Raw genomic sequence first — 21,654 nt, 5'->3', positions numbered from 1 at the left:
GCTGCGCGGCCTGACCTCACGGCAAGTCACTGGAGAGCCCGCTGCGATTAACGTCGCACGGCGGGTTCGGGAGGAGGCCGCTGGGAAAAGGACCAGCTCACAGGCTGGCACCTCGCCCGGCGGCCCACCTCACGATCGAGTCGGTTGCCGGACCAATGCGGTGAGCGGTGCGCCGTCGAGTCAACTCCCTTGGCACGGTGCTCACTCGAACGAATGAATGAGTGGTGGACCGGCCGGGCAGCGGAACTGATCCCTCCTAAGGTCCCCGGTATGACCATTCCTTCCGAATTGATCGGCAGCCTCCCGCGCACCCCCGATGTGCTCAACGCCCTGAACGGCAGCGACAGTACGGCCCTCGCCAAGGCCGTGGACGTGGCCGTCCGGGAGACCGTCGAGCGCCTGCAGCAGCTCGGCTCGCCGGTCGTCACCGACGGCGCGCAGGGTGAGCCGAACTCCTGGACCTATCCCGTCGCCGGGGCCGACAACCTGGCCGCCGACGGTGTCGTCATTCCCTACGCCGACGGCCACACCCGGCAGTTGCCCCGGCTGACCGCCGGGCCGCTGCGCTACCGGGTCCGCGCCGACCAGTACCTGCGGGCCGCGCAGAAGTACGCGACGGTGCCGGTGAAGCAGGCCGTCGCCGCCCCCTCGACGTTGAGCCTGCTCTACCCGGCGGACGGGATCGCCGGGTACTCGCGGGAGGCGTTCCTCGACGACCTGCTGAACGAGTCGGAGGGCGAGATCCGAGCCTGCCTCGATGCGGGCGCAGCGAGCGTTCAGCTGGACTTCCCGGAGGCCCGGTTGGCCCTCAAGCTCGACCCGAGCGGCGGGCTGTTGCGGGAGTTCGTCGAGCTGAACAACCGTCTGCTGGAGCGCTTCACCGAGGCCGAGCGGGCCAGGATCGGCGTGCACACCAACCCGGGTGCGGACCAGGACTCCACCCACAGCCTCGACGTCGACTACGCGGAGCTGCTGCCGGAGCTGTTCCGCCTCCAGGCGGGCGCGTTCTACGTGGCGCTGGCCAGTGAGCCCGACCCGGACCGGGTCCTGGCCGTCATCGCGGACAACCTGCCGCCGACCGCCCGGATCTTCATCGGCGTCACCGACCCGATCGACCCGATGGTGGAGACCGCCGAGCAGGTCCGTGACCGGGTCCTCACCGCAGCTCGCCACCTCCCGCCCGACCGGCTGGGCACCTGCGACGACGCCGGTTTCGCCGAGTTCGCCGACGACACCTCCACCTCCCGCGACACGGCGTTCGCCAAGATCGCGGCCCGGATCGCGGGCACGGCGATGGCCGCCGAGGCGCTCGGGCTCGGGTAGCCGCCGGGGCGAAGGGGGAGGGCTGGCGCCGGAAGTCGGGAGTACCGACCTCCGGCGCTACGCTACGGCTGCGCGCCGACACCATGTTTGGCGGGAGACGGGAGAGTTCGATGGGTTCCTTCGATGTACCGCTGGACGACGAGCGCACCCAGCTCGACGCCTTCATCGAGGACTACCGCAGCGCCATCGAGTTGACCCTGGACCGGCTCACCGAGGAGGAGGTCCGCCGTCGGCTCGTGCCGTCGGCGACGACCCTGCTCGGGCTGGTCAAGCACGTCACGTGGATGCAGCGGGTCTGGTTCGAGGAGTGCGTGGGCGGCGCGTCCCGTCAGGAGCTCGGCCTGGCGCAGGGGCCGGACGAGTCCTTCCAGCTCGCCGAGGGCGACACCATCGCCTCCGTCACGGCCGCCCACCGGCAAGCCTGCGCCACGGCCCGCGCGGCGATCGCCGGCCTGCCGCTAGACACCGTCGTGACCGGCCACCGGACCGGGCCGCGCACGCTGCGCTGGGTGTACCTGCAAGTCCTGCGCGAGCTGGCCCAGCACTGCGGCCACGCCGACATCCTGCGCGAACAGCTGCTCGCCGGCTGAGCACTGAGACCGGGTCAGGCCTCGCGCCGGTTCCGGAGGAGATGGGCGGCCGTGTGCTCGGCGGAGTCCTCGGGTGCCCCGATCGCGACCAGAGCGGCGCGCACGCGCTCCGGCGCCTGCGGCGGCAGCTCGTCGTCGGCGAGCAGGGGGAGCAGGAGCAGGAGCCTGGCGGCGGGGTCGTGCACGCCCGGTGCGGCCGGATCGGGTGCCTCGGCGATAAGGAGCAGCTCGCGCCACGGCAGGCCCGCACCGCGCCAGTCCCCGTCGTAGGTGGCCAACTCCTGAGAGCGCGGCCGGTCCGGGTGGGTGAGCAGGTAGTCGATCCCGTAGTCGCCGACGAGGTTCCGGTAGACGACGACGGCGCAGTGGCCGTCCCGGATCGGGAGGCGAAGCGTCGGCCACGCCCGCTCGTCCAGGATGACCTCGGAGAGGGCGTCGGTGTCCGCCCCGTCGGCACCGAACCACTCGGGCACGGGCCGGGGCCCGTCCGGGGTGAAGCGACACATGGTCAGTAGGTGGTGGGGCCAGAACCCGGCACGCTCCAACAGCGGTTCGCTGGGGACCAACGGCCCGCCGTCGTATCCCTCGATCAGCACGGGCCGCAGTCTGCCGCACCCCACCGACAGGCGCAGGCGGCGGCCGTCCGTGCGCGGCCGCCGCTCCGGTGGTGACCCGACCGCCAGGGGTCAGCGGCCCGTGGTCAGCACCATGCGGAAGCGCGCCTTGCCGCTGGCCATCCGCTCCACCGCCGCGGCGGCGTCGGTGAGCGGGACTTCCTCGATCCAGGCGCGGACGCCGGAGAGGGCGGCGAAGCGCAGGGTGTCCTGGGTGTCGACGGCGGTGCCGGAGGAGTGGGCGCGGACGGTGCGGTCGCCGTTGAGGAGTTGCAGCGGGTTGACGGTGAGGGAGTCGGGGGAGACGCCGACGATGACGAGTTCGCCGCGGCGGCCGAGGCCGTCGATGGTGGCTGACATGGCGTCGGACTGGGTGATGGTGGCCAGCACCACCTTGGCGCCGCCGAGGGCCTGCAGGGCCTTGGCCACGTCGTCGGCGGTGCTGTCGATGTAGTGGTCGGCGCCGAGCTGGTGGGCGAGCGGCTCCTTCTCGGCGCCGCGGGCGATCGCCACGGTCCGGAAGCCCATCGCGTGGGCGAACTGCACGCCCAGGTGGCCGAGCCCGCCGAGGCCCAGCACGGCGACGGTGTCGCCGGGGCCGGCGGTGGTGTGGCGCAGGGCGTTGAAGACGGTGACGCCGGCGCAGGCGAGCGGGGCGGCCTCGGCGGCGGAGAGGGCGTCCGGGACGGCGGCCAGGGCTTCGGCCGGCACGATCACCGAGTCGGCGTAGCCGCCGGGGTAGGCGACGCCGGGGATCTGCATCCGGCGGCAGTGGATGGCGTCGCCGGCGCGGCAGGCGTCGCAGTGGCCGCAGCTGCCGCCGAACCAGCCGACGGCCACCCGGTCGCCGACCCGCCAGCCCGACACACCGTCACCGAGGGCGTCGATCCGGCCGGCGATCTCGTGCCCGGGGGTGACCGGGAAGCTGGTGCCGGGGAGCATGCCGGCCGTGATCAGCAGGTCGGAGTGGCAGACGCCGCACGCCTCGACGGTGATCCGCACGCTACCGGGCCCGGGCTCCCGGACGGGCACCTCGACCAGTTCGGGCGGGGTGTTCGGGGCGGCGACCTGGACGGCGCGGAGCTGGTTGGTCATGGGGGAGTCCCTCGCTCTGGGGCTGCGGCGCGGACGGGGGGCCGCGTGCTGACCACCTCAGCTTGGGGCGTCGGGGGCGGCGCTGCATGCCAACGGGCCGTCCGGGGCCGTCCGGCCGGGGGAGTCCCTGACGGTCGGTCAGCCGAGCGCCCGGGTTACCGTCGAGTAGCCCGCCCGGGCGAGGGGCGAACGGTTGCGGGGCGCTCCGCACGCCGCAAATCATGGGATGTGGCGAGACATCGGCACCGGTCCCGCGGTGCGACCCCGACCCGTGCGGTCGGTGGAGTGCGTTCGCTGCTCTCCGTCCGCAGCCTGGCCGGGCGGATCTTCCTGATCGAGCTGCTGATCGTGCTGGTACTGGTCGCCAGCGCGGTGGCCACCCTGGTCGTGCAGGCCCGCTCCAGCGCGGAGAACGACGCGCGCCGGGTCACCCAGAGCGTCGCCGCGACCTTCGCCAACACCTCCGGCGTCGCGCAGGCCCTCCAGGGGCCGAACCCGACCGCGGTGCTCCAGCCGCAGGCCACCGCCGTGGAGCTGGCCACCGGGGTGGACTCGGTGGTGGTCTTCAACACCGACTTCATCCAGCTCACCTCGCCCTACCCCGGCTACGTCGGCAAGCCGTACGCGCCGCCGGCCAATGTGAAGGACAAGGTGGTGCCGCAGCTGCGGGCGGGCAAGACGGTCACCTTCACCGTCAGCGAGCCCGGCTACCAGTCGATCGCCACCGCCGTGCCGATCTTCGCGGCGAACGGCACGCCCGAGGGCGTGGTGGCCGTCAACATCGGGGTCGCCAAGGTCAACTCGGTGGTCGGCTCGAACCTGCCGGCGGTGCTCGGTTCGGCCGCCGCCGCGCTCCTGCTGGCGGCCTTCGGCACCGCCTTCGCGGCCCGGCGGCTGGCCCGCGAGACCAGGGGGCTGGGGCCCACCGAGCTCGCCCGGATGTACGACCACCACAGCGCCGTGCTGCACGCCGTCCGCGAGGGCGTGCTGATCATCAGCGAGGACGGGCGGCTGCTGCTGGCCAACGACGAGGCGCGCCGCCTGCTGGACCTGCCGGCCGACGCCGAGCAGCGCAGCGTCGCCGAGCTCGGCCTGGACGCGGGCACGGTGGCCCTGCTGCTCGGCTCCGACGACGAGGTGACCGACGCGATCCACCCCGCCGGGGACCGGCTGCTCGCGGTGAACCGGCGGCCCACCGCCCCGTACGGCGGCCTGCCCAGCAACGTGGTCACCCTGCGTGACTCGACCGAGCTGCACGAGCTGGCGGGCCGGGTGGAGGCGGCCGACCGGCGCAGCCGGCTGCTGCACGAGGCCGGCATGCGGATCGGCCGCACCCTCGACATGACCCGCACCTGCGAGGAGCTGGCCGAGCTGGTGGTGCCCGGCTTCGCCGACGGGGTGACGGTCGACCTGCTGGACGAGGTGGCCCGGGGCGAGGAGCCGTCCGGCGCCGACTGGCAGCTGCGCCGGATGGCCGCGCGCGGCACGCCCGCTGACGGCGGCTCGGAGATCGGTGGCTCGGAGATCGGTGGCTCGGAGATCGGCGGTTCGGAGATCGGCGTGCCGCTGCGCGTGCGCGGCACGGCGCTCGGGGTGGTGGAGTTCCGGCGGGCGCCGGGCCGGGCGGAGTTCGAGCCGGACGACCGGGTGCTGGCCGAGGAGCTGGCCGCCCGGGCCGCCGTCTCGATCGACAACGCCCGCCGCTACACCCGCGAGCACGGCCTGGCGGTGGCCCTGCAGCACAGCCTGCTGCCCCGCCTGCTGCCCGAGCGCACCGCGCTGGAGCTCGCCTACCGCTACCTGCCCGCGCACGCCGGGGTGGGCGGCGACTGGTTCGACGCGATCCCGCTGCCCGGCCTGCGCACCGCGCTGGTGGTCGGCGACGTGGTCGGCCACGGCATCAGCGCCGCCGTCGCGATGGGGCGGCTGCGCACCAGCATCCGCAACTTCGCGGCCCTGGACCTGCCGCCCGACGAGGTGCTCGGCCGGTTGGACGAGCTGGTCGCCCAGCTCGACGAGGAGGGCGCGGGCCCGGAGATCTCCGGTTCGACCTGCGTCTACGCGGTCTACGACCCGGTCTCGGGGGACTGCGTGGTCTCCCTGGCCGGGCACCCGCGCCCCGCCCTGCTGGCCCCCGACGGCGAGGTGAGCTTCCCCGTCGTGGGGGTCTCGCCGCCGCTCGGCATCGGCGGGCACCCGTTCGAGAGCACGGTGCTGCGGCTCACCCCCGGCTCCTCGCTGGTGCTCTTCACCGACGGACTGGTGGAGAACCGCAGCGAGGACATCGACGTGGGGCTGGAGCGGCTGCGCACGGTGCTGGCCGAGCAGGCGGGGCGGGGGCCGGAGGAGCTGTGCGAGGCGGTCACCCGGTCGGCGCTGGTCGAGCGCCCGGCCGACGACGTGGCGCTGCTGGTGGCCCGCACCACCGTGCTGGCCGCGGACCGGGTGGCCGAGTGGCAGGTGGCCTCCGACCCGGCGGCCGTCGCCCCGGTGCGGGCCGAGGCCGCCGAGCGGCTGGCCGAGTGGGGCCTGGCGGAGCTGGGTTTCGCCACCGAGCTGATCCTCAGTGAGCTGGTCACCAACGCCATCCGCTACGGCACGTCGCCGGTGCGGGTGCGGCTGCTGCACGACACCAGCCTGGTCTGCGAGGTCTCGGACGGCAGCAGCACCGCGCCGCACCTGCGCTGGGCCAAGACCACCGACGAGGGCGGGCGCGGGCTCTTCCTGGTCGCCCAGCTCGCGCACCGCTGGGGCACCCGGTACACCGCCCAGGGCAAGGTCATCTGGTGCGAGCAGCTGCTGCCGGAGTGAGGCGCTGATATCAAAAGCGTTGCGGCTGGCGGATGTTGGTGTTCAATGCCTTGACAGTACTGCTTCAAGTGGGTTTTATTCAGCCCAAGTTGGACAACGTTGTCAATGGGGCAGGGCTGTGCTCGGGGAGGCGCGGTGCCACAACCACTGCTGGAAGCACGCGGGTTGGTGAAGACCTACGGCCAGGTCCAGGCGCTGCGCGGCGCCGACTTCACCGTGCTGCCCGGCGAGGTGGTCGCGCTGATCGGCGACAACGGCGCCGGCAAGTCCACCCTGGTGAAGGCGCTGGTCGGCGCGCTCGCCCCGGACCGCGGCCAACTCCTGCTGGACGGAAGGCCGGTGGAGTTCTCCGGCCCGCGCGCCGCGCAGGCCGTGGGCATCGAGGCGGTCTACCAGGACCTCGCCCTGGCGATGGACCTGGACGCGCCCGCCAACCTCTTCCTCGGCCGCGAACGCCTGCGCCCCGGACTGCTCGGCGCGCTCGGCGTGCTCGACAAGAAGGCCATGCGGGCCCGCGCCGTCGAGGCCTTCGGCGAACTCGGCGTCACCCTCAAGGACGTGGACGCGCCGGTCGCGGCGCTCTCCGGCGGCCAGCGGCAGAGCGTGGCGATCGCCCGCTCGGTGGCCTGGGCCTCCCGGGTGGTGTTCATGGACGAGCCGACCGCCGCCCTCGGCGTGGTGCAGCGCGGCCGGGTGCTGGAGCTGATCCGGCGGGTCCGCGACCGGGGTGTCTCGGTCGTGCTGATCAGCCACAACATGCCCGAGGTGCTGGCCGTCGCCGACCGGGTCGAGGTGCTGCGGCTCGGCCGGCGGGTGGCCCGCTTCACCGCGGCGCACAGCTCGCTGGAGGAACTGGTCGCGGCGATGACCGGCGCGGCGGCGCCGGAGGACGGAGCCATCGAATGAGCGAGCCGAGTGAACTCACACTGCGGGCAACGACGTTGTGGCGACGCATGCGGGCGCAGAACACCCTCTGGACCTTCCTGGTGCTGGTCGCCCTGGTGGTGGTCTTCTCGGCGCTGCGCCCGGCCGCCTTCGCGACCGTCTTCGAGGCGAGGAGCATCGCCACCGAGTCCTCGATCCTGGTGCTGCTGGCGGTCGGTCAGACCTTCGTGATCGTGACCGCCGGGATCGACCTGTCGGTCGGCTCGGTGCTGATCTTCTCCGGCGTCGTGGCGGTCAAGGTGATGAACGGGCTGGACGGCAGCCCACGGGCCGGCTGGGACGTGGTCGCGCTCGGCACGCTCGCCGGGCTCGGCGCGGGACTCGCCTGGGGCGCGCTCAACGGCCTGCTGATCGCCAAGGCGAAGGTGCCGCCGCTGATCGTCACCCTGGGCACCCTCGGCATGGCGCTCGGGCTCGCCCAGGTGGCCACCCACGGGGTGGACGCCGGCAACCTGCCCGACCGGCTGACCGACAGCGTCGGCAGCGGCACCCTGCTCGGCATCCCCTGGCTGATCGTCATCGCCGCCGTGGTCGCCGCGATCGCCGCCTACGTGCTGCACGCCACCAGGTTCGGGCGCTACACCCTGGCGATCGGCTCCAACGCGGAGAGCGTCAGCCGGGTCGGCATCCGCGGCGACCTGCACCTGGTCAAGGTGTACGCGCTCTCCGGGCTGCTGGCCGGCTTCGCCGGGGTGCTCAACCTGGCGCACTTCTCCAGCACGACGCTGACCAGCGGCACCCAGGACAACCTGAACGCGATCGCCGCCGTGGTGCTCGGCGGCACCAGCCTGTTCGGCGGCACCGGCACCGTGGTCGGCACGGTGATCGGCGTCTTCATCCCCGCGGTGCTGCAGAGCGGGTTCACCATCCTGCAGGTGCAGTCCTTCTGGCAGACCGTGGCGGTCGGCGCGGTGCTGATCGCCGCCGTCTACCTGGACCAGCTGCGCCGGCGCCGGCGCGCCAGTTCCTGAACCCTCACCCCTCCAGCCACCGCAGAGAAGAGTGTGAGACTCCATGACCACGAGGAAGTCGACTGTTCGTCGGACGGGCGCGCTGGCCGTCGTGGCGGTTGCCGTACTGGCGGCCGTGGCCGGGTGCGGGTCGGGGGGCGGGTCCGGCGCGAAGAGCATCAGCTTCATCGCGGGGAAGACCGGTGACCCGTTCTACATCACCATGAAGTGCGGGGCCGGGGCGGAGGCGAAGAAGCTCGGGTACTCGTTCAGCGCGACCGGGTCGGCGGACTGGAGCGTGCCGGAGCAGGTGAGTTCGGTGGACAGCGTGACCGCGAACCACCCCGGGGGCGTGCTGATCGCGCCGGTGGACCCCAACTCGCTGGCCGCGCCGATCAAGACCATGGAGCACAACGGCGCCAAGGTGGCGATCGTGGACACCACGCTGACGGACGGCTCGATCGGCGTCACCCACATCTCCTCCGACAACCAGCAGGGCGGGCAGCAGGCCGCCGACACCATGGGTCAGCTGATCGACGGTCAGGGCGAGGTGGTGGTGCTCACCCCGGACCTGACGACCACGACCACCAATGCCCGGATCGCCGGTTTCAAGACGGAGTTGGCGGCCAAGTACCCCGGCATCCGGATCGACGACGTGCGCCAGGTCGGCGACACCGCGCAGGGCGCGGCCAGCGCGGTCGGCGACGAACTCGCCGCGCACCCGGGCCTGGTCGGCGTCTTCACCGCCAACTCGCAGACGGGGGAGGGCGTGGGGACGGGACTGAAGGACGCGGGCAGGCAGGGCAAGGTGAAGGTGGTCTCCTTCGACGCCGGCCCGCAGCAGGTGCAGGCGCTGCAGAACGGCGAGGTGGACGCGCTCATCTCCCAGGACCCGTACGGAATCGGCCAGCAGGCGGTGGACCAGCTGAACGACGCGCTCACCGGCAAGCCGGTCACCGTCACCCTCAAGACCGACCTGGCGAGCATCACCCGGGACAACCTGAACGACCCGGCCATCGCCCGGTTCCGCTACCGGACCGACTGCAACTCCTGATTCCCACAAGGAGTTCTGCGCCGAACCGCGGCTCGGCAAACTTGCCGATCAGTGAAACTGAAACGCTCCCACAGGTGCATTGACTGCCTGCCGACAACTCTGCTTTCCTCGATGCACGACGAGCCCCCATCCGACCCTCGCCCAAGCCCGTGAACCCGGGCCGGCAAGGGCGGTCGGCGCGGCCGGACGTCGCGATCCACGGTCCTGGCCACGGGTTGCGCCGTGCCCGAGCACGGTGCTGCCCGGCGCCCCTCGTCGCACCGGTACCACCGAACGACCGCGCCGCCCACCCCAGCGGCGCGGCTCCTTCCAGAGAGGACCTCCCCCACAATGGGTAACCCCACCTTCCGCGGTACGACCCGCGTCGCCATGACCGGCGTCGCCGCGCTGTCGCTCGCCGCGGGCGCCTTCCTCGCCGCCAGTCCCGCCTCGGCCCAGCAGGCCACCGCCGGGACCGCTGCCGCGCGGCACGGCGTGATGTCGACGGTCGGTCAGGCCGCCGCCGACCGGACCGATCGCGCCGGCCGGCTGAACGCGAACGCCCTCACCTACGGCGGCGGCATCGGCGGCGTCGGCGTGAACGACGCGCACTCCAAGGTCTACCTGGTCTTCTACGGTACCCAGTGGGGTACCCAGAGCACCAACAGCGCCGGCAACTACACCTTCTCCAAGGACAGCTACGGCGCCGCGCCGGTCACCCAGCAGATGTTCAAGGGCATCGGCACCGGCGGCGAGAAGTGGTCCGCCGACCTGACCCAGTGGTGCGACGGCCCGAACGTGGCCGCCGGCGCGAGCAGCTGCCCGTCCAACGCCAGCTTCGTGCCGTACCAGACCGGCGGCGTGCTCTCCGGCGTCTGGTACGACAACTCCGGTGCCTCGCCGCAGACCGCGTCCGGCCACCAGCTCGGCCAGGAGGCCGTCAAGGCCGCCGCGCACTTCGGCAACACCACGGCCGCCTCCAACCGGCACACCTACTACGTGATCATGTCGCCCCACGGCACCAACCCGGACAGCTACCAGGGCCAGTACTGTGCCTGGCACGACTACACCGGTGACAGCACGCTGACCGGCGGCGCGGTCAGCTCGCCCTACGGCCCGCTGGCCTTCAGCAACCAGCCCTACAACATGGACTCGGGCGCGGGCTGCGGCGTCGGCTTCGTCAACTCGCCCGGAACCCTGGACGGCTGGACGATGACCCTGGGCCACGAGTGGCACGAGATGATGTCGGACCAGTTCCCGGCCGGCGGTTGGACGAACCCGTCCACCGGCGAGGAGAACTCGGACGAGTGCGCCTGGATCCCGGCCGGCCAGTCGGGCGGCGCGGCCAACGTCGCGATGGGCACCGGCACCTTCACCGAGCAGGCCAGCTGGTCGAACGACACCAACTCCTGCGCGATCAGCCACGCGATCCTGCACTGATCACCACGCCGATCACCGCACTGATCAGCACGGGCTGAACCGCTGCCCGGCGGCACCGACCCACGCGTCGGGGCCGCCGGGCAGCGGTGCCGGTTCACGGGTCGGGGCCGCCGGGCAGCGGTCCCGGCCGTGGCCGTGGCCGTGGCCGTGGGCGTCAGGCGCGGGCCGCCTGGACGCGCGGCCGGTGGGCGCCCAGCCCGGACGAACGGGCCAGCCGGGCACCCGCCTCGCGCAGCCAGTGGGCCGGCTCCTGACGGGCCGCCAGCGGGTCGCCGGCGAGGTCGGTGAGGGTGAGCGTGCGCGGGACGGCGGACTCGCCGGCCACCACTCGCACCGGCACCTCGGCCCGCTGGGCCCGGGCGATCACCTCGCCGACGGCCTTGCCGCGCAGGCTGGTCGCGTCGAACCGGCCCTCGCCGGTGATCACCAAGTCGGCGTGGACGAAGGCCTGGTCGAGGCGGAGCAACTCGGCGACCGCGGCGGCGCCCGGCGTGATGGTCGCGCCCCAGGCCGCCACGAGACCGTAGGCGGTGCCGCCGGCCGCGCCCGCGCCCGGCTGCTCGGGTCGGCCGCCGAACACCTCGGCGAGCCGGGCCAGACCCCGGTCCAAGCGCTCGACCTGTTCGCTGGTGGCGCCCTTCTGCGGGCCGTAGACCGCCGCCGCGCCGTCCCGGCCGAGCAGTGGGTTGGTCACGTCGGTGAGCAGCCGGACACCGCCCGCCGGGGCCGGGCGCAACCGGGTGATGTCCACCCGGCAGGCCCGGCCGAGCGCACCGCCGCCGTCCGGCAGCGGCCGCCCCTCGGGGTCCAGCAGGCGCAGCCCGAGGGCGCCGAGCAGGCCGGTGGCGCCGTCGGTGGAGGCGGAGCCGCCCAGCGCGACCAGCAGTCGGGTCGCGCCCCGGTCCAGCGCGGCGGCGATGGTCTCGCCGGTGCCCCGGGTGGTCGCGGTGAGCGGGGCGAGCTCGTCGCCCAGCAGCGGCAGCCCGCTGGCGACGGCGAGTTCGACCACTGCGGTGCCGTCCGGAAGCAGGGCGAACAGGCCGTCGACGGGCCGGCCGTCCGGGCCGGTGCAGCCGGGGACGGTGTGCAACTCGGCGGCCGGGTTGGCGGAGCGGACGGCGGCCAGGGTGCCCTCGCCGCCGTCGGCCATCGGACGGAGCATCAGGTGGTCGTCCGGCCTGACCGAGCGCCAACCGTCCGCCAGCGCCCGGGCCGCGTCGTCGGCGGTCACGGTGCCCTTGAACGAGTCGGGCGCGACGACGACCCTCACGGGGCCACCACGTGGGTGTGGTGGCGTTCGATCATGGTGCGGAGGGTTTGGTCGCCGGGGGTGTTCCAGATCTGCTCGTTGAAGATCTCGACTTCGATCCAGCCGGTGTAGCCGGCGGCGGTGACGTGGTGGGTGAGGGTGCGGAAGTCGATGTGGCCGTCGCCGACGTGGCCTCGGCCGAGGAGGGTGTCCGGGGGGAGGGGGAGGGTCCAGTCGCAGACCTGGTAGGCGGCGATGCGGTCGGCGGCGCGGGCGATCTGCTGTGCCAATTGGGGGTCCCACCAGGTGTGGTAGCTGTCCACGACCACGCCGACCTGTTCGGTGGGGAACTGTTCGGCGAGGTCGAGGGCTTGGGCGAGGGTGGAGACCACTGCCCGGTCGGCGCAGAACATCGGGTGGAGCGGCTCGATCGCCAAGCGGACGCCGAAGTCCCCGGCGTGGGGCGCGAGTTCGGCGAGCAGCTCGGCGACCCGGGCGCGCGTGCCGGTCAGGTCGCGGCTGCCGTCCGGGAGGCCGCCGACGACCATGACGAGGGTGTCGGTGCCGAGTTCGGCGGCTTCTTCGAGGGCACGCAGGTTTTCGGCCAACGCGGCCTGGCGGCTCCCGGCCCCGGTGGCGGTGAGGAACCCGCCGCGGCACAGGCTGCTGACGGTCAGTCCGGCGTCGCGGACGAGGCGGGCCGATTCGGCGAGGCCGGTTTCGGCGACCTTGTCGCGCCACAGGCCGATGGCCGGGATCCCGGCGTTCACGCAGCCTTGGACGGCCTGGGGGAGGGTCCAGTGTTTGGTGGTGATCTGGTTGAGGGACAGGCGGTTCATGGCGTCACCCCTGCTGCGACGGTGAGGTAGTGGCGCATGCGGTGGGCGGCGAGGTCGGGGTCGGGCAGTGCTCCGGCTTGTTCGGCGAGGCGGAACAGCTCTACCAGGTGGGGCACGGAGCGGGCGCTTTGGGCGCCGTTGACCATGGTGAAGTGGTTTTGGTGGCCGGCGAGGTAGGCGAGGAAGACGATGCCGGTCTTGTAGTGGTAGGTCGGCGCGGCGAAGAGGTGGCGGGCCAGGGGGACGGTGGGGGCGAGGAGCGCGTTGTAGCGGTCCGGGTCGCCGGCGTCGAGTGCGTGCAGGGCTGCGGCGGCGGTTGCGGCGATGGGGTCGAAGATGCCCAACAGGGCGTGGCTGTGGCCGTGTTCGTCGCCGCGGATGAGCTCGGGGTAGTGGTAGTCGTCGCCGGTGTAGAGCTTGACGCCTTCGGGCAGGGCGCGGCGCAGGGCGATCTCGCGGTCGGCGTCTAGCAGGGAGATCTTGATGCCGTCGATCCGGTCGGGGCCGTGCTCGCGGATGAGGGCGAGCACGGTGGCGGTGGCCTGGTCCAAGTCCGTGGAGCCCCAGTAGCCGGCCAGCGCGGGGTCGAACATCTCGCCGAGCCAGTGCAGGATGACGGGCCGTCGGGCCTGGCGGATCAGCTCCCCGTAGACGTGCAGGTAGTCCTCGGGGCTCTGGGCGGTGGCGGCGAGCGCGCGGCTGGCCATCAGGATCGGCTGCGCACCGGCCTCCTCGACCACCTCCAGCTGCTCCTCGTAGGCGTTCTGAATGTCAGTCAGTGAGACAGCAGTGGAGGTGAGTTGGTCGGTTCCGGTGCCGCAGGCGAGGCGTCCGCCTGTGGCTTTGGCTTCGGTGCCGGTGCGGGTGATGAGTTCGCGGGTGGTGGGCCAGTCCAGGCCCATGCCGCGTTGGGCGGTGTCCATGGCGTCGGCGACGCCGAGGCCCAGGGACCACAGGTGGTGGCGGAAGGCGAGGGTGGTGTCCCAGTCGAGGGCGGCGGGTGTGCCGGGGGTGTTGTCGCGCCGGGGGTCGGCGACGACGTGGGCTGCGGCGAAGACCGTACGGCTGGTTGGGGTGGTCACAGGGTCAGCTCCGGGACGTCGAGGCGGCGGCCTTCGGCGGCGGAGCGCAGGCCGAGTTCGGCGAGTTGGACGCCCTTGGCGCCTTCGAGCAGGTCCCAGTGGTAGGCGGTGCCACTGGCGACGTGGTGGAGGAAGAGTTCCCATTGCACCTTGAAGCCGTTGTCGAAGTCGCCGTTGTCGGGGACCTGCTGCCACTGCGAGCGGAACGACTCGGTGGCGGGCAGGTCGGGGTTCCAAACGGGTTTGGGGGTGGCGGCGCGGTGTTGGAAGCGGCAGTTGCGCAGGCCCGCCACCGCGCTGCCGTGGGTGCCGTCGATCTGGAACTCGACGAGTTCGTCGCGGTCCACGCGCACGGCCCAGGACGAGTTGATCTGCGCGGTGACACCGCCCGCCAGCTCGAAGATGCCGTAGGCGGCGTCGTCGGCGGTGGCGGGGTAGGTGCGGCCGTGTTCGTCGACGCGTTCGGGGATGTGGGTGGCGGTGTGGGCGTAGACGGAGCGGACGGGGGCGATGAGGTTGTCCAGCACGTAGCGCCAGTGCGGGAACATGTCCAGGATCATGCCGCCGCCGTCCTGGGCGCGGTAGTTCCAGGAGGGGCGCTGGGCGGCCTGCCAGTCGCCTTCGAAGACCCAGTAGCCGAACTCGCCGCGCACGGACAGGATCCGGCCGAAGAAGCCGCTGTCGACCAGGCGCTTGAGCTTGAGCAGGCCGGGCAGGAACAGCTTGTCCTGCACCGCGCCGTTGCACACCCCGGCATCGCGCGCCAGCCGCGCCAACTCCAGGGCCGAGTCCAGGGTTTCGGCGGTGGGCTTCTCGGTGTAGACGTGCTTGCCGGCGGCGATGGCGGCGCGGATGGCCTGCTCGCGGGCGGTGGTGACCTGGGCGTCGAAGTAGATCTCGGCGAGGGGGTGGGCCAGCGCCTCGTCCAGCGAGGTGGTCCAGTGCTCCAGGCCGTGCTGCTCGGCGATCTCCTTGAGCTTGTGGGCGTTGCGGCCGACGAGGATGGGTTCGGGCCACAGGGTGCGGCCGTCGGCGAGCGGCAGTCCGCCTTGTTCGCGGATGGCCAGGATGGAGCGGACCAGGTGCTGGCGGTAGCCCATGCGTCCGGTGACACCGTTCATCACGATGCCGATCACCTTGCGGGACATACGGTGCTTCTCTCCTCTAGGTGGTGCGGGGCGGCGCGGTGGCGCGGGCTCAGGCGATCCGGCCGATCTCCTGCGGAAGCACCGGGTGGGCGAACGGCAACCCGGCGGCGTAGCGGGCCAGTTCGTCGGCCGCGGCGGCGGCCATCCGGTGCAGCTCGTTGCCGAGCGAGCCGGCCATGTGCGGGGTGAGCAGGACGTTGGGCAGGTCGTAGAGCGGCGAGTCGGCGGGCAGCACCTCGGGGGTGGTGACGTCCAGCACGGCGTCCAGCCGCCCGGCCACCAACTCCTCGGTGAGCGCGGCCTGGTCGACCAGGGAGCCCCGGGCGGTGTTGACCAGGGTGGCGCCGTCGCGCATCAGGGCGAGCCGTCGACGGTCGATCAGGTGCTCGGTCTCCGGCAGTTGGGGTGCGTGCACGCTCACCACGTCGCTGAGTCGGCACAGTTCGTCCAGCGGCACCAGGCGGGCGCCCAGCTCGGTGGCCTGGTGCTCCGTCAGGTACGGGTCGTGCAGGAGGAGTTCGAGGTCGTAAGGGCTCAGCAGTTCGACCACCCGGCGGCCGATCCGGGAGGCGCCGACGATGCCGACGGTGCGCCGGTAGTTGCCGATCCCGGCGTACTCGGCGTCCCAGTCGAAGCGGGCCCGGCGGGTGCGGTAGTCGGTGCCGATCCGCAGGAGCTGCTTGTTGCCGGCCAGCACCGCGGCCACGGTGTATTCGGCGACCGGCAGCGCGTTGGCCCAGGCGGCCGAGGTCACCTGGATGCCGCGCTCCCAACAGGCCTCGGTGATGTGGTGCTTGACCGAGCCGGCCGCGTGCAGCACGGCGCGCAGCCGGGGTGCGGCCGCCAGCACGGCCTCGTCGATCGGCGGGCAGCCCCAGCTGCTGACGATCACCTCGGCGTCCGCCAGCGCGGCCCTGGCCTCGGCGGTGTCGAACTCGTGGAGCACGAACCGCGGGTCGAGGTCGGCGAGTTCGGTCAGCCTGGTGAGGGTGGGCGGGTCGATCAGGCGCTCGGCGAGCCCGGCCTGCATGGCGAGCAGGGCGCGCGGGCGGCGCGGCGCGGCGCCGGGGGCAGGGGCGACGGCGGTGGCGGGGTCGGTCACCCGGGTCTCCGGTGCCGCCGCGCAAGTGATCTGAGTGGTCGTCATTTGACGCTCCCGGCGGTCAGGCCGGCCTTCCAGTGCCGTTGCAGCGCGACGAAGGCGACCACAAGAGGCAGGACGGCGAGCAGGGATCCGGTCACGACCATCGGGTAGAAGGTCGGCTCGGAACGGGTCTGGGTGTTCCACGCGTACAGCCCGAGGCTGACCGGGTAGAGCTTGCTGTCGGAGAGCATCACCAGCGGCAGGAAGAAGTTGTTCCAGATCGCGGTGAACTGGAACAGGAAGATGGTCACGAACCCGGGCGTCACCATCCGCAGGCCGATCGACCAGAACGTCCGCAGCTCGCCGGCGCCGTCCATCCGGGCCGCCTCCAGCACCTCGCCGGGCACGTACCCGGCGCAGAACACCCGGGCCAGGTAGACCCCGAACGGGTTGACCAGGCTGGGCAGGAAGACCGCCCAGAAGGTGTTCACCAGCCCGACTTCGGAGGCCACCAGGTACATCGGCAGCGCGAGCGCGGTGGTGGGCACCAGCACGCCCAGCAGCACCAGGCCGAAGAGCTTCTCCTTGCCGCGGAAGGCGTACACCTCGAAGGCGTAGCCGGCGCAGACGCACAGGAAGGCGCAGAGCGCGGCCCCGATCCCGGCGTACAGCAGGGAGTTGAGGTACCAGCGGAAGTAGATCCCGCCGTCCGCGGTGGCCAGGTCGTGCAGGTTCTGCCCGAGGTGGAAGTTGGACAGGCCCAGCGCGTTGCCGCCGAGCAGGTCCGGGGTGTTCTTGGCGGCCGCGGTGACCAGCCAGACCAGCGGCAGCAGGGTGTAGGCGGTGACCAGCAGCAGCGAGCCGTTCACGGCGGCCGCGGACAGCGTCCACGGGCGCCTGGTGGCACCGCCGTTGGCGCGGGCGGCGGCGCGCCGGCGCTGCCCGGGGGTGGCGAGCGCGGTCATGCGGTGGCCTCCGTCCGTCGTTCGGAGCGGCCCCGGGTGGCCCGGGTGACGATGAAGGAGAGCGCGGCCGCGACCAGTGCCAGCAGCACCGAGGAGGCGGCGGCCAGGCCGTAGTCGTTGCGGTCGAAGGCGGCGGTGTAGGCGTACATGTTGGGTGTCCAGGTGCTGACGGCGGCGGACGCGTTGCCGTGCAGGATCATCGGTTCGGTGAACAGCTGGAGCGAGCCGATCACGGTGAACAGCCCGACCATGGTGATCGAGGCGCGGATCAGCGGGAGCTTGATGTCCAGCGCGGTGCGCAGCGGGCTCGCGCCGTCCACCACCGCCGCCTCCAACACCTCGCGGGGGATGGCCTGCAGGGCGGCGTAGAAGATCACCATGTTGTAGCCGGTCCACTCCCAGACCGCCATGTTGACCACGGCGGGCAGCGGGTGGCCGAGCAGATCGGGGTGCAGGCCACCGGAGTTGAGCGCGCCGAGCACCGGGCTGATGCCCGGGCTGTACAGGTACGTCCAGACCAGGGCGGCGATGATGCCGGGCACGGCGTGCGGCAGGAAGAGCGCGAGCTGGAAGAACCGCCGGGCCCGGGCGAGCGCCGAGTCGAGCAGCAGCGCGACCAGCAGCGACAGGCCGAGCATGACCGGGATGTAGAGCAGGCAGTACTCGCCGATGGTGACGAACCCGGCCCGGTAGGCCGCGTCGCCCAGCGCCCGGCTGTAGTTGCCCAGCCCGGTGAAGACCGTCTGGCTGCCGCCGAAGCCCAGGCCCGAGCGGTGCTCGGTGAACAGGCTCAGGTAGACCGCGTAGCCGATCGGGACGAGCATCGCCGCGGTGAAGAGCAGGAAGAACGGGGCGAGCAGCAGCGCCGGCGCCCCGATCCTCCCCCTGGGTGAACGGCGGGTCAGGTGCTCGCTCACTGCGAGACCTTGAGGCCGCGGTTCTTCAGCTCGGAGACGGTGGCCTGCTGGGCGGCGTCGACGGCCGACTGGATGGTGCCGCCGGAGCCGAGCTTGCCGAAGGCGTCCTTCATCGCGTTGTTGGTGACGCCCATCACCGGGCCCCACTGCCAGCCGGGGTTGATCGCCTTGGAGGCGTCGGTAAAGACCGAGTAGATGTCCTGGCCGCCGTAGAAGTCGGTCTTGAAGGCCGCCTTGGCGGTCGGCAGCAGCTCCGGGTCGGCCGGGAACATCGAGGAGGCGCCGGAGGTGATCCGGGCCTGGATGCCCTCGGGGGTGGTGGTCGCCCAAGTGGCGAACTCCAGCGCGGCCTTGGCCTTCTTGCTGCCCTTGGAGACGGCGAAGGTGGAGCCGCCGAGCATGCCGCCGGCCGCCTTGCCGTCCCAGCTCGGGATCGGCGCCACGGCCCACTTGCCGGCCGCGTCGGGCGTGCTGGCCAGGGTGGACTGGAGCACCCCGCCGCCCCAGGCCGCGCCGAGGTAGGCGGCGGTCTCGCCCTTCTGCAGCGAGGCGGTCCACTGCTGGCTGAACGAGGGCTGCACCCGGACCAGGTCGTCCGTGATCAGCTGCTGCCAGTAGTCGGTGACCCGCTTGGTCGGGTCGCTGCTGATCGCCACGTTCCAGGTGTCGCCGACGCCGGTGAACCAGTGGGCCTGGTTCTGCCAGGCCAGCGCCTCGAAGGTGCTGGGGTCGTCGGGGAAGAAGGTGCCGATCCGGGTGTTCGGCTCGGCCGCCTTGAGCTTCTGGGCGTCGGCCTTGTACTCGTCCCAGGTGGTCGGCGGGGCGGTGATGCCGGCCTGCGCGAACAGGTCCTTGCGGTAGAAGAGCGCCTGCGGGGCGGCGTCCAGCGGGAGGGCCCAGACGCTGCCGCCGAGCGTGGTCTGCTCGACCGACTGCGGCAGGTACTTGCCCTTGAGGTCGGCGGAGACCAGCTTGGTGATGTCCTGCACGGCGCCCTGGCTGACGAAGTCGGGCAGCTCGCCGTACTCGACGTTGAACAGGTCGGGGGCGTTGCCGGCCTTGGTGGCGTCGGAGATCTTGGCGTAGCCGCCGGCCACGCCGGAGGGGATCTGCTGGTAGCTGACCTGGACGTCCTTGTGCGAGGCGTTGAACGCGTTGACCACGTCCTGGGTGCCCTTGGCCCAGCCCCAGAAGGTGATGGTGACCGGGCCGCTGCTGGTGGTGTCGCCGCTCGATCCGCCGCTGCCGCAGGCGGCGAGCAGGGTGACGGCGAGGGTGCCGGCGCCGAGGGCGGCGGCGTGGCGGAGGACCCCGCGGTTGCGGTGGCTGCGGCGGCCGGGGCGGGCAGGGCGGTCACGGTGGGTGGTGGGGCTGGTCATGGCGCGGCTCCTGGGGAGGGGGTCAGTGCCTGAGGAGGCTCCGCACCGGGTCGTTCCGGGGTGGCCGGCGCGGAGGTGGGCCCATCCTGACGACCGGGTGAGATCAGAGTCAAGACTTTCCGATCGAATGATCCAACACGATCCGATAAAGGCTCGTCAGATGTCGGGTATTTCCCAAGGAAGGGGTGGTCAGGCAAGATTGGCCCGACCGATGGGTGGATCATTTGCTCGGTGACGCGGAACGATTGATCAGCCTGTCCCCGGACTCGATCGAGGAGCGTCTCGTGCAGCAGCTGCCCCCGGAAGACTTCACCCTCAGCCCGCACACCGGATGGACCCGGGCGCACTGGGAGGCCGTGGCCGACGGGCTGCTGAACGCGGTCGCCCGCCACGCCGGCCCCGAACACGCGCTGATCAACCTGCCCGGCCCCCGCCCCAGCCTGGCCGGCACCCGCTCCGACGGACTGGAGGGCTACGCCAGGACCTTCCTGCTCGCCGCCTTCCGGATCGCCGGGGCGGGCGGCGCCGACCCGCACGGCCGACTGCCCCGCTACGCCGCCGGACTCGCCGCCGGCACCCGCAACCCCACCACCGAGCGGGAGCTGACCGACCGTGACCCGGTCTCCTGGCCGGTGATCCAGGACCGCGGCCAGGCGATGGTCGAGGCCGCCTCCGTCGCCCTCGCCCTGCGGCTGACCCGGCCCTGGCTCTGGGACCGGCTGGACGAGCAGGTCCGGGCCACCGCCCGGGCCTGGCTGGCCGGGGCGCTGCACCACGAGCCCTGCGACAACAACTGGTGGCTCTTCCCGTTCACCGTCGGCGGCTTCCTGGTCGAAGCCGGGCTGGACGAGGACGGCGCCGCACAGGCCGCCGTCGACCGCGGGCTGGCGAAGATCGACCAGTGGTACCTCGGCGACGGCTGGTACACCGACGGCCGCCCCCGCGCCTTCGACCACTACAACGGCTGGGCCCTGCACCTCTACCCCGTGCTGCACGCCCACCTGACGGGCGACCAGGAGCTGCTCGCCCGCTACGGCGGCCGGCTCGCCGCCCACCTGGAGGGCTACGCCCGCACCTTCGGCGGCGACGGCGCCCCCGTGCACCAGGGCCGCTCGCTGATCTACCGGTTCGCCGCCGCCGCACCGCTGTGGGCTGGCGCGCTCACCGGCCGCACCCCGCTCACCCCCGGCGCCACCCGCCGCCTCGCCTCCGGCGCGCTGCGCCACTTCGTGGACCACGGCGCCGTCGGGGCCGACGGGCTGCTCCCGCTCGGCTGGTACGGCGAACGGCTGTCGCTGGTGCAGGACTACTCGGGACCGGCTTCGCCGTACTGGGCGAGCAAGGGCTTCGTCGGGCTGCTGCTGCCCGCCGACCACCCGGTCTGGACGGCGCGGGAGGAGCCGGCACCGGTCGAGCGCGCCGACGCCGTGCACGCCCTGCCGCAGCCCGGCTGGCTGATCCAGTCCACGGCGGCCGACGGCATCGTGCGGCTGCACAACCACGGCAGTGACGACCAGCCCGCCGACCGCGTGCAGCCCGACAGCCCGCTCTACGCCCGGCTCGGCTACTCGACGGTGACCGGCCCGTCCTTCGACGGGACGGCGGACGGGCACTTCGGGCTACTGACGAATGGTCAGCTGACGAGCGGTGAGCTGACGGAGCGTGGACGGATCACGCCGCTCGGTGCCGGGCCCGGCTGGGCCGCCTCCGCGCACCGGCCGCTCGACGGGGTCACGGTGACCTCGGTGCTGCTCGCCCGCGGCGCCCAGGAGGTGCACGCGCACCTGGTGGCCGGGGCCGGTGCGGGCACCGGGGTGCGGCACAGCGGATGGGCGGTGGCCGGGACCGGCATCGAGGCGACGGCGGACGGCACCCGGGCGCGGGTGGTGAGCGCGGGGCCGGGGTTGGCGTCGGTGCTGCGGGGCGTGCACGGGTACACGGGCGCGGCGGTGCACCACGTCGACGGCGGCACGGCGTTCGGCGAGCGGGCCGCGTACCCGGTGCTGACCGGGGCGACGGGGGACGGCGCGCTGTTCGTGAGCGTGGCGAGCCTCAGCGGGGCGGAGCCCGGCGCGGTGCCCGAGGTGGTGTGCGAGGGGACCGCGGTGCTGGTCCGCTGGCCGGACGGCGGCGAACAGCGGGCGCTGCTCGAACCCGGGCACGTGACCGTCACCGCGGCGGGGGAGTGAG

18 protein-coding genes are annotated in these 21,654 nt (G+C 72.7%); 8 read left to right on the top strand and 10 right to left on the bottom strand.

The window, feature by feature from the left end:
- Positions 1 to 270: 270 nt before the first annotated feature.
- Together FHX73_RS35160 and FHX73_RS35155 are read left to right on the top strand one after the other, a co-directional pair.
- Entirely contained in the window at positions 271 to 1,323 is a 1,053-nt protein-coding gene (locus FHX73_RS35160; RefSeq protein WP_145910060.1) for a uroporphyrinogen decarboxylase/cobalamine-independent methonine synthase family protein, read from the top strand.
- Between the two features lie 110 nt (positions 1,324 to 1,433).
- Entirely contained in the window at positions 1,434 to 1,913 is a 480-nt protein-coding gene (locus tag FHX73_RS35155) for a DinB family protein (protein ID WP_145910059.1), read from the top strand.
- 14 nt (positions 1,914 to 1,927) lie between these two features.
- On the opposite strand, the gene FHX73_RS35150 is transcribed toward FHX73_RS35155, so the two are convergent.
- The gene (locus FHX73_RS35150) at positions 1,928 to 2,509 is read right to left on the bottom strand and encodes a hypothetical protein (protein WP_145910058.1); all 582 of its coding nucleotides are present in this window, start codon (positions 2,507 to 2,509) and stop codon (positions 1,928 to 1,930) included.
- A 90-nt stretch (positions 2,510 to 2,599) separates the two neighbouring features.
- Entirely contained in the window at positions 2,600 to 3,622 is a 1,023-nt protein-coding gene (locus FHX73_RS35145; RefSeq protein WP_145910057.1) for an alcohol dehydrogenase catalytic domain-containing protein, read from the bottom strand.
- 285 nt (positions 3,623 to 3,907) lie between these two features.
- On the opposite strand from FHX73_RS35145, the gene FHX73_RS35140 reads away from it, so the two are divergent.
- The 5 genes from FHX73_RS35140 to FHX73_RS35120 all read left to right on the top strand — a co-directional run bounded on the left by FHX73_RS35140 (position 3,908) and on the right by FHX73_RS35120 (position 10,801).
- Complete coding sequence (locus FHX73_RS35140) at positions 3,908 to 6,433, top strand: SpoIIE family protein phosphatase (protein WP_246214079.1); 2,526 nt, start codon at positions 3,908 to 3,910, stop codon at positions 6,431 to 6,433.
- Positions 6,434 to 6,538: 105 nt separating this feature from the next.
- The gene (locus FHX73_RS35135) at positions 6,539 to 7,339 is read left to right on the top strand and encodes an ATP-binding cassette domain-containing protein (protein WP_425461465.1); all 801 of its coding nucleotides are present in this window, start codon (positions 6,539 to 6,541) and stop codon (positions 7,337 to 7,339) included.
- Entirely contained in the window at positions 7,336 to 8,349 is a 1,014-nt protein-coding gene (locus FHX73_RS35130; protein WP_145910054.1) for an ABC transporter permease, read from the top strand. The genes FHX73_RS35135 and FHX73_RS35130 overlap by 4 nt, the downstream gene beginning before the upstream one ends.
- 43 nt (positions 8,350 to 8,392) lie before the next feature.
- Positions 8,393 to 9,382: an ABC transporter substrate-binding protein gene (locus FHX73_RS35125; RefSeq protein ID WP_145910053.1), complete on the top strand. Its 990-nt coding sequence runs from the start codon at positions 8,393 to 8,395 to the stop codon at positions 9,380 to 9,382.
- Positions 9,383 to 9,712: 330 nt separating this feature from the next.
- A complete protein-coding gene (locus FHX73_RS35120) occupies positions 9,713 to 10,801 on the top strand; it encodes a hypothetical protein (protein ID WP_145910052.1) in 1,089 nt (362 codons plus the stop codon).
- A 154-nt stretch (positions 10,802 to 10,955) separates the two neighbouring features.
- On the opposite strand, the gene FHX73_RS35115 is transcribed toward FHX73_RS35120, so the two are convergent.
- From FHX73_RS35115 to FHX73_RS35080, 8 genes are all read right to left on the bottom strand, one after another.
- Complete coding sequence (locus FHX73_RS35115; protein WP_145910051.1) at positions 10,956 to 12,071, bottom strand: glycerate kinase; 1,116 nt, start codon at positions 12,069 to 12,071, stop codon at positions 10,956 to 10,958.
- The gene (locus tag FHX73_RS35110) at positions 12,068 to 12,889 is read right to left on the bottom strand and encodes a sugar phosphate isomerase/epimerase family protein (RefSeq protein ID WP_145910050.1); all 822 of its coding nucleotides are present in this window, start codon (positions 12,887 to 12,889) and stop codon (positions 12,068 to 12,070) included. Before FHX73_RS35110 ends, FHX73_RS35115 begins: the two co-directional genes overlap by 4 nt.
- Entirely contained in the window at positions 12,886 to 13,971 is a 1,086-nt protein-coding gene (locus tag FHX73_RS35105; RefSeq protein ID WP_145910049.1) for a dihydrodipicolinate synthase family protein, read from the bottom strand. The genes FHX73_RS35110 and FHX73_RS35105 overlap by 4 nt, the downstream gene beginning before the upstream one ends.
- A complete protein-coding gene (locus FHX73_RS35100) occupies positions 13,968 to 15,119 on the bottom strand; it encodes a Gfo/Idh/MocA family protein (protein ID WP_145910048.1) in 1,152 nt (383 codons plus the stop codon). The genes FHX73_RS35105 and FHX73_RS35100 overlap by 4 nt, the downstream gene beginning before the upstream one ends.
- Positions 15,120 to 15,168: 49 nt before the next feature.
- Positions 15,169 to 16,149, bottom strand: a complete 981-nt coding sequence (locus tag FHX73_RS35095; RefSeq protein ID WP_145910348.1) for a hydroxyacid dehydrogenase — start codon at positions 16,147 to 16,149, stop codon at positions 15,169 to 15,171.
- Between the two features lie 113 nt (positions 16,150 to 16,262).
- Complete coding sequence (locus FHX73_RS35090) at positions 16,263 to 17,168, bottom strand: carbohydrate ABC transporter permease (RefSeq protein ID WP_145910047.1); 906 nt, start codon at positions 17,166 to 17,168, stop codon at positions 16,263 to 16,265.
- Positions 17,165 to 18,085 carry a carbohydrate ABC transporter permease gene (locus FHX73_RS35085; RefSeq protein WP_246214078.1) on the bottom strand — a complete coding sequence of 307 codons (921 nt, stop codon included), beginning with the start codon at positions 18,083 to 18,085 and terminating at the stop codon, positions 17,165 to 17,167. Before FHX73_RS35085 ends, FHX73_RS35090 begins: the two co-directional genes overlap by 4 nt.
- The gene (locus FHX73_RS35080) at positions 18,082 to 19,464 is read right to left on the bottom strand and encodes an ABC transporter substrate-binding protein (protein ID WP_145910046.1); all 1,383 of its coding nucleotides are present in this window, start codon (positions 19,462 to 19,464) and stop codon (positions 18,082 to 18,084) included. Before FHX73_RS35080 ends, FHX73_RS35085 begins: the two co-directional genes overlap by 4 nt.
- A gap of 284 nt (positions 19,465 to 19,748) precedes the next feature.
- Between FHX73_RS35080 and FHX73_RS35075 the strand changes: the two genes are divergently transcribed.
- On the top strand, positions 19,749 to 21,653 hold the full coding sequence (locus tag FHX73_RS35075) for a DUF2264 domain-containing protein (protein ID WP_211786428.1): 1,905 nt from the start codon (positions 19,749 to 19,751) through the stop codon (positions 21,651 to 21,653).
- Position 21,654: the final 1 nt, after the last annotated feature.

Origin of the sequence: Kitasatospora viridis (genome assembly GCF_007829815.1) — a bacterium.
GTDB classification, from domain to species: domain Bacteria; phylum Actinomycetota; class Actinomycetes; order Streptomycetales; family Streptomycetaceae; genus Kitasatospora; species Kitasatospora viridis.
Note: the sequence above shows the minus strand (reverse complement) of the source record. Positions and strands in the feature narration are given on the sequence as shown.

Bases quoted from the DNA above. Each gene is read 5' to 3' on its own strand.
- FHX73_RS35160 (WP_145910060.1), top strand. From the start codon at position 271: ATGACCATTCCTTCCGAATTGATCGGCAGCCTCCCGCGCACCCCCGAT.
- FHX73_RS35155 (WP_145910059.1), top strand. From the start codon at position 1,434: ATGGGTTCCTTCGATGTACCGCTGGACGACGAGCGCACCCAGCTCGAC.
- FHX73_RS35145 (WP_145910057.1), bottom strand. From the start codon at position 3,622: ATGACCAACCAGCTCCGCGCCGTCCAGGTCGCCGCCCCGAACACCCCG.
- FHX73_RS35135 (WP_425461465.1), top strand. From the start codon at position 6,539: ATGGGGCAGGGCTGTGCTCGGGGAGGCGCGGTGCCACAACCACTGCTG.
- FHX73_RS35130 (WP_145910054.1), top strand. From the start codon at position 7,336: ATGAGCGAGCCGAGTGAACTCACACTGCGGGCAACGACGTTGTGGCGA.
- FHX73_RS35125 (WP_145910053.1), top strand. From the start codon at position 8,393: ATGACCACGAGGAAGTCGACTGTTCGTCGGACGGGCGCGCTGGCCGTC.
- FHX73_RS35120 (WP_145910052.1), top strand. From the start codon at position 9,713: ATGGGTAACCCCACCTTCCGCGGTACGACCCGCGTCGCCATGACCGGC.
- FHX73_RS35110 (WP_145910050.1), bottom strand. From the start codon at position 12,889: ATGAACCGCCTGTCCCTCAACCAGATCACCACCAAACACTGGACCCTC.
- FHX73_RS35100 (WP_145910048.1), bottom strand. From the start codon at position 15,119: ATGTCCCGCAAGGTGATCGGCATCGTGATGAACGGTGTCACCGGACGC.
- FHX73_RS35095 (WP_145910348.1), bottom strand. From the start codon at position 16,149: ATGCAGGCCGGGCTCGCCGAGCGCCTGATCGACCCGCCCACCCTCACC.
- FHX73_RS35090 (WP_145910047.1), bottom strand. From the start codon at position 17,168: ATGACCGCGCTCGCCACCCCCGGGCAGCGCCGGCGCGCCGCCGCCCGC.
- FHX73_RS35080 (WP_145910046.1), bottom strand. From the start codon at position 19,464: ATGACCAGCCCCACCACCCACCGTGACCGCCCTGCCCGCCCCGGCCGC.